This window comes from Mycolicibacter senuensis (assembly GCF_003284925.1).
Classification (GTDB): Bacteria; Actinomycetota; Actinomycetes; order Mycobacteriales; family Mycobacteriaceae; genus Mycobacterium; species Mycobacterium algericum_A.
In genome coordinates this window covers 11508-27677 of record NZ_QMEX01000050.1, presented here as the reverse complement: position 1 = coordinate 27677, position 16170 = coordinate 11508, and the positions used below count along the sequence as shown (strand labels likewise).

The 16170-nt window shown below is 70.0% G+C and carries 6 protein-coding genes; all 6 read left to right on the top strand.

Features of this window, described 5'->3' with window-relative positions:
- The first annotated feature begins 57 nt into the window (after positions 1-57).
- The 6 genes from DQP56_RS13100 to DQP56_RS13075 all read left to right on the top strand — a co-directional run bounded on the left by DQP56_RS13100 (position 58) and on the right by DQP56_RS13075 (position 16168).
- Entirely contained in the window at positions 58-585 is a 528-nt protein-coding gene (locus tag DQP56_RS13100) for a type III secretion system chaperone family protein (RefSeq protein ID WP_112686055.1), read from the top strand.
- A gap of 28 nt (positions 586-613) precedes the next feature.
- Positions 614-1363 carry a phosphoglyceromutase gene (locus tag DQP56_RS13095; RefSeq protein ID WP_112686053.1) on the top strand — a complete coding sequence of 250 codons (750 nt, stop codon included), beginning with the start codon at positions 614-616 and terminating at the stop codon, positions 1361-1363.
- A gap of 186 nt (positions 1364-1549) precedes the next feature.
- Complete coding sequence (locus DQP56_RS13090; RefSeq protein WP_112686051.1) at positions 1550-2731, top strand: sensor histidine kinase; 1182 nt, start codon at positions 1550-1552, stop codon at positions 2729-2731.
- 40 nt (positions 2732-2771) lie between these two features.
- The gene (gene regX / locus DQP56_RS13085) at positions 2772-3455 is read left to right on the top strand and encodes a two-component sensory transduction protein RegX (protein ID WP_013827421.1); all 684 of its coding nucleotides are present in this window, start codon (positions 2772-2774) and stop codon (positions 3453-3455) included.
- Positions 3456-3629: 174 nt separating this feature from the next.
- Positions 3630-10778 (top strand): type I polyketide synthase, encoded by a 7149-nt coding sequence (locus DQP56_RS13080; RefSeq protein WP_112686049.1) that lies wholly within the window; start codon positions 3630-3632, stop codon positions 10776-10778.
- A complete protein-coding gene (locus tag DQP56_RS13075; protein WP_112686047.1) occupies positions 10775-16168 on the top strand; it encodes a non-ribosomal peptide synthetase in 5394 nt (1797 codons plus the stop codon). The genes DQP56_RS13080 and DQP56_RS13075 overlap by 4 nt, the downstream gene beginning before the upstream one ends.
- The last annotated feature ends 2 nt before the right edge of the window (positions 16169-16170 follow it).

Sequence of the window (16170 nt, the reverse complement as noted above, 5' to 3'; positions counted from 1 at the left end):
GGTGGTCGGTGCGGCACGCCGGCCCCGGCGCTGGCCGGCGCGGCGGGAGGCACGGGCGTGAACCGCAGCAGCGATGTCCGGCAGCTCATCGAGGACACCCTGCAGGGCGCCGAGCTGACCTATTCGGAATTCCCGGGCTCACACGGCGGGCTGCCGGGGCTGGTCGTCGAACTTCCCGGCGAGCGCAAGCTCAAGACCAACACGATCCTCAGCGTCGGGGAGCACTCCGTGCGCGTCGAGGCGTTCGTCTGCCGCAAGCCAGACGAGAACCATGCCGGGGTCTACCGGTTTCTGCTCAAGCGCAATCGCCGGCTCTACGGGGTGGCCTACACGCTGGACAACCTCGGCGACATCTACCTGGTCGGCCGGATGGCGCTGGCCACGGTGACTCCCGACGAGATCGACCGGGTGCTCGGGCAGGTGCTCGAAGCAGTCGACTTCGACTTCAACACCTTGCTGGAGTTGGGATTCGCGTCCTCCATCCAGAAGGAGTGGGAGTGGCGGGTCTCCACCGGCCAGTCGCTGAAGAACCTGCGGGCCTTCGAGCATTTGATCGACCAGGACGGCAAGGACGACGACGAGTGACCCCGGAGCCCGTGAGACACTGACGCCCATGTCTGACACTGCCACGCTGGTGCTGCTGCGCCACGGCGAGAGCGAATGGAACGCCAGCAACCAGTTCACCGGCTGGATGGACGTCAACCTGACCGACAAGGGCCGCACCGAAGCGGTGCGCGCCGGTCACCTGCTCGTCGAGCACGACCTGCTGCCCGACGTGGTCTACACCTCGCTATTGCGCCGGGCGATCACCACCGCCAACCTGGCACTGGACGCGGCCGACCGGCACTGGATCGGCGTACACCGCACCTGGCGGCTCAACGAACGCCACTACGGCGCGCTGCAGGGCCTGGACAAGGCCGCGACCAAGGCCCGCTACGGCGACGAACAGTTCATGACGTGGCGGCGCAGCTACGACACCCCGCCGCCGCCGATCGAGCCGGGCAGCCGCTACAGCCAGGACACCGACCCCCGCTACGCCGACATCGGCGGCGGCCCGCTGACCGAATGCCTGGCCGACGTGGTGGCGCGTTTCCTGCCCTACTACACCGACGTCATCATCCCGGAGCTGCGCTCGGGCAAAACCGTGCTGATCGCGGCGCACGGCAACTCGTTGCGGGCCCTGGTGAAGTACCTCGACGGCATGTCGGATGAGGCCGTGGTGGGTTTGAACATCCCCACGGGCATCCCGCTGCGTTACGACCTGGACTCCGAGCTGCGTCCGAAGCTGGCCGGCGGCGTCTACCTGGACCCGGAGGCGGCCGCCGCCGGAGCGGCCGCGGTGGCCAGCCAGGGCGCCAAATAGCGGCGTTCCTGCGGCGGTCCCAGCTTCACCTCTCCTGCGTCGAGCCTCGCTGAACCGCCGGCCCGGCTCGTCCAGTGTGAATTCCGGGTGGAAATCCGGTGAAATCTTCGCCCTGAATTCACGTTCGGCGCACGTCGTGGTCGATCGCTGGCCAATCGTCGGTCCCGGACTGCGTACGATTTTGCCGTGGCTGCGACTTCGGCGCTGACGCTCGCTGCTGCGTCGGCACTGCCGGCGCTCATCGTGGGCGTCGCGGCCGGTTTTTGGTTATCGCCCCGGTTTGCCGAGCGGCGCCGACGGGTCCACACCGAACGAGCCGGGATCACCGTCTCGCAGATGCTGCAGCAGATCGTGGCGCACGCATCATTGGGGATCGTCGTCGTCGACAGCCACCGCGATGTCGTCTATCTCAACGAGCGGGCCACCGAATTGGGGCTGGTGCACGGCCGGCTCCTCGATGACGACGCCTGGGCGGCCGCGGAGCTCGCCCTGGACGGTGAGCAGGAGGTCGATTTCGACCTCTCGGCGGCCAAGCGGGCCGCCGGGGCCACCCGATCGGAGTTCTCGGCGGTGCGCGGCTACGCCCGGTTGCTGTCCGAGGAGGATCGCCGGTTCGCGGTGGTGATCGTCGACGACCAATCCGAACAGGCCCGGATGGAAGCCAGCCGGCGCGACTTCGTGGCCAACGTCAGCCATGAGCTCAAAACTCCGGTGGGGGCAATGGGCCTGCTCGCCGAAGCGCTGCTGGCCTCTGCCGACGACCCCGAGGCGGTACGGCCGTTCGCGGAGAAGGTGTTGCTGGAGGCGAACCGGCTGGCCAACATGATCGGCGAGCTGATCGAGCTGTCCCGGCTGCAGGGGGCCGACCCGCTGCCGGACCTGGGCGCCGTCGATGTCGACAGTGTGGTGCACGAGGCGATCTCCCGGCACAAGGTGGCGGCCGACAACGCGGAGATCACCATCACCACCGACGCTCCGAGTGGCTTCCGGGTGCTCGGCGACGAGCCGCTGCTGGTCACCGCGCTGGCCAACCTGGTGTCCAACGCCATCGCGTACTCCCCGCACGGGGCGCCGGTGTCGATCAGCCGGCGGAGCCGCGACGGCTTCGTCGAGATCGCCGTCACCGACCGTGGGATCGGCATCGCGCGCAAGGATCAGCAACGGGTCTTCGAACGGTTCTTCCGCGGTGACAAGGCCCGGTCGCGGGCGACCGGCGGCAGCGGGCTCGGTCTGGCGATCGTCAAGCACGTGGCGGCCAACCACAACGGCACCATCTCGCTGTGGAGCCAGCCGGGTACCGGTTCGACGTTCACCTTGGCGATTCCCGCCTACCAGGGCAATGTGGACCATGAGAAGGAGGATCAGTGATCACACCCGTCGTCGGTCACCCAGAGGAGGAGCAGCGGCGATGACACACGTCTTGATCGTTGAGGACGAGGAGTCGCTGGCCGATCCGCTGGCGTTCCTGTTGCGCAAGGAGGGGTTCGAGGCGACCGTGGTCACCGACGGAACGGCGGCGCTGGCCGAGTTCGACCGCTCCGGTGCCGACATCGTGCTGTTGGACCTGATGCTTCCGGGCATGTCGGGCACCGACGTCTGCAAGCAACTGCGGGCCCGCTCCAGCGTGCCGGTGATTATGGTCACTGCCCGCGACAGCGAGATCGACAAGGTCGTCGGTCTGGAACTCGGCGCCGACGACTACGTGACCAAGCCCTATTCGGCCCGCGAGTTGATCGCGCGGATCCGGGCGGTGCTGCGCCGTGGCGGCGACGACGAGGGCGGCGTCGGCGAGGGCGTGCTGGAATCGGGTCCGGTGCGCATGGACGTCGAACGGCATGTCGTCATGGTCAACGGCGAGCAGATCACCTTGCCCCTCAAGGAGTTCGACCTGCTCGAATACCTGATGCGCAACACCGGCCGGGTGCTCACCCGCGGCCAGTTGATCGACCGGGTCTGGGGTGCCGACTATGTCGGCGACACCAAGACCTTGGATGTCCACGTCAAACGACTACGGTCCAAGATCGAGGCCGATCCGGCCAATCCGGTGCACTTGGTTACCGTGCGGGGACTGGGGTACAAGCTGGAGGGCTGAGCTTCGCGCCGTCACCGCGGCTGGTTGATCTAACTTGCTCGTGCGGCCGTCGTCGCCGAAAATCACGAGATTGACGTCCTGCTTCTTAAGGTAACCTTAATCAAGGTTGCCTACGGAACTCTTGGGCCCAATTTTTTCAACCCATCTTCGTTAGCCATACGGGAGACGCGATCGATGAGCGGGCCGGACGACACGGTGCATACCCTCCGCACGCTGGTGGACCTGCTGATGCAGCGCGCCCAGCAGCGGGGCGATGCGCCGGCGTTCAGCTTCTCCCGTGACGGCGACGAGCAGGAGACCAGTCGGGCGTCCTACCGGGACCTGGACCGGCGTGCCCGCCAGATCGCCGCCGACCTGCAGGCTCAGGGAGCCGCCGGGGAACGGGTGCTGGTGCTGTGCCCGCCCGGCCTGGATTTCATCGCCGGCTTCTTCGGGTGCCTCTATGCCGGTGCCATCGCGATCCCGGTGCACCCTCCGATGCGCGAACACCTCCTCCCGCGCGTCGAGTCGATCATCGCCGACGTCCAGCCCGGCTTCGCGCTCACCACCACCGAGATCGAGCCGAGGATCAAGCCCGCGATCGACGCGCTGCCCGGCGGACAGCAGCTGCGGTGGACGATGACCGACGACACCGCCGCGGGCAGCGAGGCGGCCTGGGCACCGCCGCATATCGACGGCGACAGCATCGCGATGCTGCAGTACACCTCCGGGTCGACCAGCGCTCCCAAGGGCGTGGTGCTCACCCACGGCAACCTGATGCACAACCTGGTGACCATCGCCGAGGCCTGGGACGCCAACACCGACATGCCGCACGTGGTGGGGGTCTTCTGGCTGCCGCCCTACCACGACATGGGCCTGATCGGCGGGCTGCTGGAAACCCTCTATGTCGGGGGCCATTCGATCCTGATGCCGCCGACCGCGTTCATCAAGCGGCCGATGCGGTGGCTGGAGGCGATCTCGCGGCATCGCGCCATGATCACCGCGGCACCCAACTTCGCCTTCGACATGTGCGTCGAGCTGAGCAGCCCGGCCGAGCGCGCGGCACTGGACCTGTCCAATTGGACGGTCGCGCTGTGCGGCGCCGAACCGGTGCGCACCGCCACCCTGGATGCGTTCGCCGAGGCGTTCGCACCGGCCGGCTTCAGGAAGGAATCGTTCTATCCGGTGTACGGGCTGGCGGAGGCCACCCTGCTGGTCTCCGGCGGCTCGGACCGCCCGGTGCCGATGGTGCAGCACATCGACCGGGTCGCCCTCGGCGACAACCGGGTCATCGACGTGCACGCCGAGGACCCCAACGTCGCGACCCTGGTGGGTTGCGGCAAGCCGCGCGGCGGCCAGCGGGTGATCATCGTCGACCCGGAGACCCGCCGGGAATGCGCCGCCGACCGGGTGGGGGAGATCTGGCTGGCCGGCGGCAGCGTCGCCCACGGCTACTGGGGGGCTCCGGAGCTGTCCGCGGAGACGTTCGCCGCGACGCTGTCCGACAGCGGCGAGGGTCCCTTCCTGCGCACCGGCGATCTGGGCTTCCTGCACTCCGGGGAGCTGTTCGTCACCGGCCGCCGCAAGGACCTGATCATCATCCGGGGTACCAACCACTACCCCAATGACATCGAGCTGACCGTGCAGCACACCAACCCGGGACTGCTGCGCGGCCGCGGTGCGGTGTTCTCGATCGCCCCGGAACCGGGCGCTGCCGAACAGCTCGTCGTGGTGCAGGAGGTCGACCCGAGCCGGATCGGTGCCGACGCCGTCGACGACGTGATGCAGGCGATCCGCACCGCGGTGACCGAGAACCACTCCGTCCGCACTTACGCCGTCGTCCTGGTGCAGCCGCTGCAACTGCCCACCACCTCCAGCGGCAAGATTCAGCGCAGCGCCTGCAAGCAGCAGTACCTCGACGGTGCGTTGCCGGTGGTGGCGCAGTGGCCGTCGGCCGCCCCACGGCCGCGGCCGCAGCCCGAATCCGAACCGCCCCCGGCGGCGCAGCCGGACCGGCAGGCGGCGGGAAATCGCACCGCGGCCGAGATCAGTGCCTGGCTCGTCGATCGGCTCGCCCAGGAGCTCGAGTTGCCCGCCGCCGAGGTCGACCCGGCCAAGCCGTTCGCCTTCTACGGGCTGGATTCCATTCACGCCGTGCGGCTTTCGACCGCCCTGGAGCAGTGGCTGGGCTGTGAGCTGGCGCCCACCATCGCCTACGAATACCCCTCGATCGACATCCTCTCGGACCACCTGGCCCGCGTCGCCAAGGACGAGCAGTCCGGCAGCCGGCAGCCCGAACCCACCGAGCGACCGGCCGCCGACGAGCCGATCGCGATCGTCGGCATCGGTTGCCGGTTCCCGGGCGCCGACGGGCCCGAGGCCTTCTGGCGGCTGCTGTCGGGCGGGGTGGACGCCACCGATGAGGTCCCGGCCGACCGCTGGGACGTCGACGCGTTCTACAACCCCGATCCGTCGGTGCCGGGCACCGCTGTCACCCGCCGGGGCGGGTTCCTGGACCAGGTCGACCAATTCGACTTTCAGTTCTTCGGGATCTCGCCGCGGGAGTCGGCGCAGATGGACCCGCAGCAGCGGCTGCTGCTCGAAGTGGCCTGGGAGGCCCTGGAGGATGCCGGTCAGGTCCCCGACGCGCTGGCCGGCAGCCGCACCGGCGTGTTCGTCGGCATCTCCACCAACGACTACGGCTTCCTGCGGCTGGGGCAGCCCCAGCTCGTCGACGCCTACACCGGCACCGGCAACGCGCTGAGCATCGCCGCCAACCGGCTGTCCTACACCTTCGACTTCCACGGCCCGAGCCTGTCGGTGGACACCGCCTGCTCCTCGTCACTGGTGGCCGTCGACCTGGCATGCCGCAGCCTGCGCGACGGCGAGTGCAGCATGGCGCTGGCAGCCGGGGTGAACGTGATCCTGTCGCCGGCGCTGGCGATCAACTTTTCCAAGGCCCGGGTGATGGCCCCCGACGGCCGGTGCAAGACGTTCGACGCCGACGCCGACGGGTATGTGCGCGGCGAGGGTGCCGGGGTCGTGGTGCTCAAGCCGCTGCGCCGGGCACTGGAGGACAACGACCCGGTCTACGCGGTGATCCGCGGCAGCGCCACCAACTCCGACGGCCGGACCAACGGCCTGATCGCCCCCAGCGGGCGGGCGCAGGAGCGCGTGGTCACCGAGGCGTTCCGCCGGGCGGGCCTGCCGGCCGGCGCGGTCCAGTATGTCGAGGCACACGGCACCGGCACGGCCATCGGTGATGCCATCGAGGCCAACGCCCTGGGCACCGTGCTGGCCGAGGGCCGGCCCGAGGGCAGCCGCTGCCTGGTGGGCTCGGTCAAGACCAACATCGGCCACCTGGAGGCGGCCGCCGGCATCGCCGGGCTGATCAAGGTGGCGCTGTCGCTGCAACATCGGGCAATTCCGGGCAGCCTGAACTACACCGAGCCGAACCCGCACATCCTGTTCGAGAGCCTGCCGCTGGAGGTGGTGAGCACGCTGACGCCGTGGCCGGCGGGCAGCCGCGCCGTGGCCGGCGTCAGCTCTTTCGGGTTCGGCGGCACCAACGCCCACGTGGTGCTCACCGAGGCCCCGCAGGTCCGCAGCAGCCACCCCGACGACGATGCGGCGCCGCGCGCCGAGCTGCTGGCGCTGTCCGCCCGGTCGCCGGAGGCGCTGACCGCGCTGGTCGGCGAGTACGAGATGGCGCTGTTTTCCAGCGGTCTCGCGGGGGCCGGCGCGCTGGCCGACCTCTGCTACACCGCCGGTGCACGTCGCGGCCACCACGACTACCGGCTGGCGGTGGTCGGCGACTCAGCGGCCGCGCTGTTCGAGTCGCTGTCGGCCTACCGGCTGGGTGAATCCCGTCCTGGTCTGTCGGTCGGGCATTGCTCAGCTGGGCTCGCCGTCCGATCCGCCGGCGTGACGTTCATCTTCTCGGGGCAGGGCTCGCAGTGGCACGGCATGGCGCAGCGGTTGCAGGCCGAGGAACCGGTGTTCGCCGACGCGCTGGCCGCCTGCGACAACGCGCTGCACCCGCACCTGGGGCACTCGATCCTCAAGGAGCTGGCCCGCCAGAATGGCCCCGAGGACAAGTCCAAGCTCTCCGACATCGGCATCCTGCAGCCGACGATCTTCGCGATTCAGGTGGCGCTCGCCGCGCTGTGGCGGTCCTGGGGTGTCGAACCCGCCGCGGTGGTCGGGCACAGTCTCGGCGAGGTGGCGGCCGCTCACGTCGCCGGGGCGCTGAGCCTCGAGGACGCCGCGCGGGTGATCTGCGCGCGGGCCCGGATGCTGCGGGGCGTACGCGGTCGCGGCGCGATGATGGTCACCGAGACCACCCTGGCCGAGGCGCAGGAGCTCATCGCCGGTCATGAGCGCGAGGTGGCGGTCGCCGCCAGCAACAGCCACCGGTCGACGGTGCTTGCCGGCGAGCGCGCGGTGCTGGAAGAGCTGATGGCCCAACTGGCCAAGCGGGACCGGTTCTGCCGGTGGATCGAGGTCGACGTGGCCTCCCACAGCCCGCAGATGGAGGCCCTCGGCGCAGGCCTGCGCGGCAGCCTGGTCAAGCTGAAGCCGACCGCGCCGACGGTGCCGATGTACTCGACGGTCACCGGGGAACTGGTGGGCGAGCAGCTGCTGGACGCCGACTACTGGGTGTCCAACCTGTGTTCGCCGGTGCGGTTCTCAGCTGCGCTGCGCCGGCTGCTGGAGACCGGACACGACACCTTCGTCGAGGTCAGCCCGCACCCCATCCTGTTGACCGGGGCCCGCGAAGACGCCGAGCAGCTCCACCGCAGCGTGACGCTGCTGCCCTCGATGCGCCGTGACGATGAGGGCCGCTCGACCATGCTCGGCTCGCTGGGCGCCCTCTACACCCGGGGCCACCCGGTGGCCTGGGAGCAGATCTACCCGCAGAACAGCCACTGCGTTCCCGCGCCCACCTATCCCTGGCAGCGAGTGCACTCCTGGCTGGACGCCGGCTCCATCGCCGCGCCGCGCCACGGCAGCACCGCAGCCTCGGGCGGCTGGCGCGGCCCCATCCGATCGGCCGCGCAGCCGGCAACGGTGCTGGCCGAGGTCGACGTGACCACCGGGGCGCTGTCGGCCGAGCAGCTGCGTGAATTGGCTTGCACGGCAGCCGAGCTGGCGTTCGGACCGGGCAGTCGGTCGGTCGGCGAGCTGAGCCTGCGCGGCACCCCGGCCGGCGCGGGCACCCTGCAGTTCGCGCTGACCAATGACGCGTTCGAGTGTTACGCCGGCGCGGCCGGCGGCCACTGGTCGCTGCTGGCGACCGGCACCCTCGTCACCGGCCAGGCCGCGGAGCCGGTCGTCGTCGCCGCGGATCCGCGCGACCGCAGCTATGTGCTGCGCTGGCAACCCGCGTCGATCGTCGCCGACGGCTCAGGCCGGTCTGACAACCGGACGGCCGAACCCGGCAGCTGGCTGATCTTGTCCGACGGCCCGGTGGCCGACACGCTGCGGGACCACCTGGAGGCGCAGTCGCAGTCCTGCGTGCTGGTGGAGGCGGTCGTCGGGCTCGCCGAGATCGAACGTGTGAGCGCGGACAGCTACCGCATCGACCCGGAGAAACCCGAACACTTCGCCGAGCTGCTGCGCGCGGCGTTCGGCGGCGACCGGCCGCCGTGTCGCGGCGTGGTGCAGCTGTGGAACCTGCTGATCTCCGACGACGAGTCGCTGGACACCGCGACCACCCTCGGGTCGCTGAGCGTGGTCCACCTCATCCAGGCCCTGACGCTGTCGGGCTGGCCGGAATCGCCGCGGCTGTGGCTGGTGACCCGCGGTGCGCAACCGGCCGGCTGGGACGAGTCCGGGCCCGCCGCACCGGCGGTGGGGCAGGCGCCGGTGTGGGGACTGGCCCGCAGCATCGACCACGAACATCCGGAACTGCGCGCTACCGCCGTCGATTTGTCGACCGACAGCGGCACCGAAGAACTGCGTGCCCTGTTCAGCGAGATCTGGTCGGACAACAGCGAGACCGACGTGGCGCTGCGCGGCCACCGCCGCTACGTTGCTCGGCTGGAGCCCTTGGCCGGCCCGTCCGAACAGCCCGGCGAGTTCGCGGCGCGCCCAGACGCCAGCTATCTGATCACCGGCGGCCTCGGCGCGGTCGGGGGCAAGATCGCCGGCTGGCTGGTTGAGCGCGGTGCCCGCCACCTGGTCTTGATGGGGCGCAGCGCGCCGTCGGCCGCCGCCCGGGCGACACTGGACGCGCTGCGGGCCGCGGGCGCCGAGGTGACGGTCGCCCAAGCTGACGTGACCAATGCCGATGACGTCGCGGCGGTCCTGGCCACCATCGGTGCGACGATGCCGCCGCTGCGCGGCGTGGTGCACGCGGCCGGCACCGTCGACGATGCGATCCTGGCGCGCCTGGACGCCGCGAAGCTGCGCGCGGTGATGGCGCCGAAGGTGCAGGGCGCCTGGAACCTGCACACCCTGACCGTCGATGCGGAACTGGACTTCTTCGTGCTGTTCTCCTCGGCCGCGTCGGTGCTGGGTTCGCCCGGGGCCGCCAACTACGGGGCCGCGAACGCCTTCCTCGACGCGCTGGCCTGGCACCGTCGGGCGGGCGGGCGGCCGGCGCTCAGCGTCAACTTCGGCCCGTGGGCCGGATTGGGCATGTTCACCAACTCCGAGTTGCACCGCCACTTCTCGCACTACGGCGTCGAAGGCATGCCGGCAGCGGCGTACTTCGCCGCGTTGACGGAGCTGCTGGCCGGCCCGGCATCCCAAGCGACCCAGGTCCTGGTGCTCGACATCGACTGGGCGCGGTGGCGTCCCAGCGCGCAGTCACCGCTGCTGCGCGACCTGCAGGCGGCGGTGCCGGGCGGCCCGGGCGGCCCGGCCACCGCGAGCGGGCTGTTCGAGGCCGTGCAGGCCGCCGATCCGGCGCAACGTCAGCAGCTGCTGGAGACCTATCTGCGTGACCTGGTCGCCGGCAAGCTGGGACTGGCCCCGTCGGGCCTGGATGTCACCGCGCCGCTGAACAATCTCGGGGTGGACTCACTGATCACCCTGGAACTGCGTATCCAGGTGGAGCGGGAACTCGGCATCGTGGTGCCGGTCGCCCGCCTGCTGGACGGGCCCAGCGTGGTCAGCCTGGCCAGCTGGCTCAGCGAGCAGCTGGCCCCCAGCGGTGCGGCCGGCCACGCCGAGCCGATCCCGGTTCCCGGTACCGGTGCGGCACCCGACGTCGGACTGCCGACACCGGAGGCGGACGTGCTCGCGCAGGTCTCCGACCTCTCCGACGAGGCAGTGGATGCGTTGCTGGCGAAGATGATCGCCGACGGCGAGCACGCCCAGGATGGGAGTAGCCCGTGACGGACGGACCCGATGGGCCCATCGACATCTCCAGCCTGTCGCCGGAGAAGAAGCGCGAACTGCTGGCTGCGCTGCTGACGGCCAAAGCGCAGCAGCAGACATCCGAACACCAGCTGTCCTACGGCCAGCGGTCGATGTGGTTCGTCCACCGGCTCGCGCCCGACAGTGCCGCCTACACCGTCGCCTACGCCGGACGCATCGCCGCCGGCCTCGACGTGCCGGCCCTGGAGCGGGCTGCCCAGGCGTTGGTGGACCGGCATCCGATGCTGCGCACCACCTACGCCGAGCGTGACGGCCAGCCGATCGGACTCGTCCACGCGCATTGGCCGGTGCGAATCGACACTCACCGCATCGGTGCGGACCCGGCGGAGCTGCAGCAGTGGATCCAGGCCGAGACCGATCGGCCGTTCGATCTGCGCAACGGCCCGGTGCTGCGGCTGACGCTGCTCGAACGCCCCGACGACCACGTGCTGCTGCTGACGGTGCACCACATCGCCGTCGACTTCTGGTCCATCGACGTCATCCTCGACGAGCTGCGTGCGCTCTACGCGGCCGAGCACGGCGCCGCCGTGCCGGCGGCTACCGCCGACCGCTACGTCGACTATGCCGCGCAGCAGACCGCGATGCTGAACGGTCCTGAGGGCGAACGGCTCTGGGAATACTGGCGGGACGCGATGAGCGGCGAGCTGCCGACACTGGCGCTGCCCACCGATCGGCCCCGTCCGGCGGTGCAGACCTATGACGGTGCGCTGCACCGGTTCAGCGTCGACGCCGCCGTGACCGCCGGGCTCAAGCAGGTCGCGCGGACGGCCGGCGCGACGCCGTACATGACACTGCTGGCGGCCTACGCGGTGCTGCTGCACCGCTACAGCGGCCAGGACGACCTGGTCATCGGCTCGCCGTTCGCCTGCCGCGACCGGGCCGGGCTGATGGGCCTGGTCGGCTATGTCACCAACCCGCTGCCGCTGCGCGTCGACGTGAGCGACGATCCGAGTTTCGCCGCGCTGCTGGGCCAGGTCAAAGAGACCGTGCTGGGCGCCATCGCGCACCAGGAGTACCCGCTGCCGCTGCTCGTGGAGCGGCTGCGGCCGGTGCGCGACGCCGGGCGCACCCCGCTGTTCCAGGTGTCGTTCGCCTGGCAGCAGGTTCGGTTGTTCGACGAAAACACAGTCAACGCGGCCGGTTCCGACGCCGTCCTTCCGCTGGAGACGCTCTACATCGGCCAGGGCGGTTCGCCGTTCGACATCACCATGCAGGTCGGCGAACACGAGGACCAGCTGCAGCTGGCGCTGCAGTACAACACCGACCTGTTCGACGCCGCGACCATGGAGCGGATGGGCGAGCATTTCAGGCTGCTGCTCGACGGCATTGCCGCCGACCCGAACACCCCGGTGTCGCAGCTGCCGCTGCTCACCGACGCCGAACGCGCCCGGCTGCAGTCCTGGAACGACACCGCGGTCGACTACCCACTCGCTTCGGCCCCCGCGGGCCTGCACGACATGGTCGCCGCCGCAGCCGCACGCACACCCGAGGCCGTGGCGGTGAGTTACGACGGCCGGGAGCTGAGCTACGCCGACCTGGACCGGCGGGCCAACGGGCTGGCACATCGGTTGCGCCGGTTCGGTGTCGGTGCCGGGGCCGGCACTGACGTGGTGCCGGTGCTGCTGGAACGCTCCGAAGACCTGGTGATCGCCCTGCTGGGGGTGCTCAAGGCTGGCGGCGTCTTCCTGCCGCTGGATCCCGCCCAGCCCGCCCGGCGGATGGAGGCGATGCTGGCCGACGTACCGGACGCGCCGGTCTGCGTCACCCGCCGTGAGCAGCTTGCTTATGTGCCAACAGATTTCACTGGCGCTCGGCTCTGCCTGGATCAGCCGTCTGCGGCGCCGGCCGAGGCGGATTCCGCGCCGGAGGTGACCGCGGCCGAGCTCGCCTACCTGATGTACACCTCCGGTTCCACCGGTACGCCCAAGGGGGCGTTGAACACCCACGCCGGTATCCGCAACCGGTTGCTGTGGATGCAGGACGCCTATCCGCTGTCCGCCGAGGATCGGGTGCTGCACAAGACCCCGATCAACTTCGACCCGTTCGTCTGGGAGATCTTCTGGCCGTTGATCGTCGGTGCGCGGGTGGTGATCGCCAAACCGGAGGGCCACAAGGACGCCGGCTACCTGGCGCGCACCATCGCCGAACAACACATCACCACAATGCATTTCGTTCCATCGATGCTGCGGCGCTTCCTGGCGGAGCCCGCGGCCGCATCCTGCACCGGGCTGCGGCGGGTGTTCTGCAGCGGTGAAGCACTCACCGCTGACCTGCGCGACGCGTTCTTCGACGCGCTCCCGGCCGAGCTGTACAACCTCTACGGTCCCACCGAGGCCGCCATCGACGTCACGCACTTCCCTTGTGTGCGGGGCGAAACCGAGCCGGTCATTCCAATCGGGCGGCCGATCGCCAACATCGCCATCCACCTGCTCGACGCCGTGGGCAACCCGGTTCCGGTGGGCGTGCCGGGCGAGCTGTGCATCGGCGGCGTCGGCGTGGCGCGCGGCTACCTGAACCGGCCGGAGGCCACTGCCGCAGCGTTCGCCGACGACCCGTTCAGTGCGGTTCCGGGGGCGTTGCTCTACCGCACCGGCGACCTGGCCCGCTACCGCCCTGACGGCAACATCGAATACCTGGGCCGCCGAGACGATCAGGTGAAGATCAACGGTTTCCGGATCGAGCTCGGTGAGGTGGAGGCCGCGCTGGCCAACCACCCGGGCATCGCCGAATGCGCGGTCGTGGCGCGCAAGGACAGCTCCGGCAACACCCAGCTGATCGCGCATATCGTGCCGGTCGCGGCGCTCCCGGGCACCGCGGACCTGCGTCGGTTCCTGCTGGAACTGGTTCCCGCGGCGATGGTGCCCGCGGTGTTCCGCGCCACCGACCTGTTGCCGCTGTCGCCCAGCGGCAAGGTGGATCGGCGGGCGCTGCTGGCTCTCGACGCCGACCTGGATGCCGCGCCGACGGAGTTCGTCGCGCCGCGCAACGCCACCGAGGAGGCGCTCGCCCAGATCTGGCGCGAGGTGCTCGACGTGGACCGGGTCGGGGTCACCGACGACTTCTTCGCCCTCGGCGGCGCTTCCACCCAGGCGCTCGAGGTCGCGGTGCGGGCGGGTGAGCTCGGCATGGAGCTGCGCCCGGAGTCGATGTTCGTCTACGGCACCGTCGCCGAACTGGCCGCCGAGTTCGGCCCGATCGGCGGCGCCGCCCAAGCCGAGCAGCCCGCGGCGCCGCAGTCCCAGCCCGTGGTGGTCGCGCCCCAACCGGCCCCGGCGCCCCAGCCGGCCCCCGCGCCGGTGATCGCACCGGCGAAGGCCGGTCCGTCCCGCAACGTTGTCATCGAAAGCCTCGGCGTGTATCTGCCGCCGCGGGCGGTCTCCACCGAGCAGGTGCTCGCCGACTGTGTCAACGAGGTGAAGATTCCGCTGGAGCGTCTCACCGGCATCAAGAACCGGCGGATGGCCGGCGTTGACGAATTCTCGATCGACCTGGGCCGCAAGGCGATCGCCGACTGCCTGTCCCGGTCCAGTTACGCTCCCGAAGAGATCGACCTGGTCATCGCCTGCAACATCTCGCGCTGCGACGGCCCCGAGCACATGTTCACCTTCGAGCCCAGCACCGCCTCACAACTGCGCGATGAGCTGGGGCTGACCAACGCGGTGTGCTTCGACATCAACAACGCCTGCGCGGGCATGTTCACCGGTGTCAGCGTGGCCCAGGACTTCCTCAAGACCGGGCTGGTGCGCAACGCGCTGGTGTTCAGCGGCGAATACATCAGCCACATCACCGAAACCGCGCAGCAGGAGATCGAGGGCGCGATGGACCCGCGGCTGGCCTGCCTGACCGTCGGCGACGCCGGCGCGGCAGCGGTACTCGAACTCGGACCCAATGACCGGGTCGGCTTCCACGACCTGGACCTGGCCACCTACAGCGAATTCGCCAAACTGTGCATCGCCAAGGCCACCGAGGGCCCGCACGGTGGCGCCATCATGGTCACCGACTCGGTCACCCAGACCGCGATCGCAGTGAAGCACTCGGTGCCCTACGTCGCGGCGGTGATGCAGCGGCACGGCTGGCGTCCCGAGACCGCCGATCAGTTGCTGATGCACCAGACCTCCGAGGCGTCGATCAATGACGCCATCCTGACCATCAACCGGGTGTTCGGTTCCGGTGCGGCCAGCCGGGCCAACACCATCTGCAACCTCGCGGAGCGGGGAAACACCGCCACCACAACCCATTTCGTCGCGCTGTATGACTACATCAACGCGGGCCGGATCAACTCCGGTGACAACGTGGTGCTGTCCATCACCGGCTCCGGGCAGACCATCGGCACCGGGCTCTACACCTTCGACGATCTGCCCGACCGGATGCGCCGAGCCGGCAACGGCCAGGCCGGGCAGTCCGCCCGCGGCGCCCGGTCCCGCCGCCGGGAGTTGCCGGCGACGCCGCGGGTGCGTATCGAGGGGATCGGCCTAGCCGTGCCGGATTCGGGGCCCGCGGGGCTCCAGCCCAGCTCGATCCGGTTCGCCGTCGACGCCGCGGCCGCCTGCTTGGACGACAGCGGGGTCGAACCGACCGGCGTCGGACTGGTCATCCACACCGGTATCTACCGCGATGACTTCCTGTCCGAACCGGCTGTGGCCACCCTGGTCGCCGGCGAGGTCGGGATCAACGCCGAACCCGAGTCCGCGGATTCGCCCAAAACATTCGCGTTCGACATCCTCAATGGCGCAGTCGGTTTCCTCAACGGCTGCCACGTGGCGGCCGGGATGATCGGCGCCGGCCGGACCGGCCACGCCATGGTGTTGGCCTCCGAGGTGGAGAACAACACCCCGCAGAGCGGTTACCCGCGTGCCGGGGTCACCGAGACCGGGTCGGCGATCATGCTGAGCCCCAGTGCCGGCCCGGAGGGCTTCGGCCGGTTCGTCTTTGCCCACCACCCCGAATACCGGGGCGCACTGCGGACCTACACCCAGGAGCGTGACGGCCGGATGTGGCTGCGGGTCGACCGCGACCCGAATCTGGCCGCCATCTACGTGAGCTGTCTGCCCGCGGCCGTCAAGGAGTTGCTGACGCTGGAGTCCTTGGAGCCCGAGGACATCGCGCTGGTGTTCCCACCGTATCTTCCGGGCACCGCCCTCGACGAACTCGCCGCGGGCATCGGGGTGGACCGGTCACGCTTCGTCGACCTCGCGGGGCAGGGCTGCACCAGTGATCCATTCACCTCGACGCTGCCCTACCAGATCGCCGACGCGCGGCGACGCGGGCTGACCCAGCCCGGCGATGTCGCGTTGATCATGGCCGTCGGCTCCGGTGTCGAGGTTGGCTGCACGACCTACCGGTTCTGATC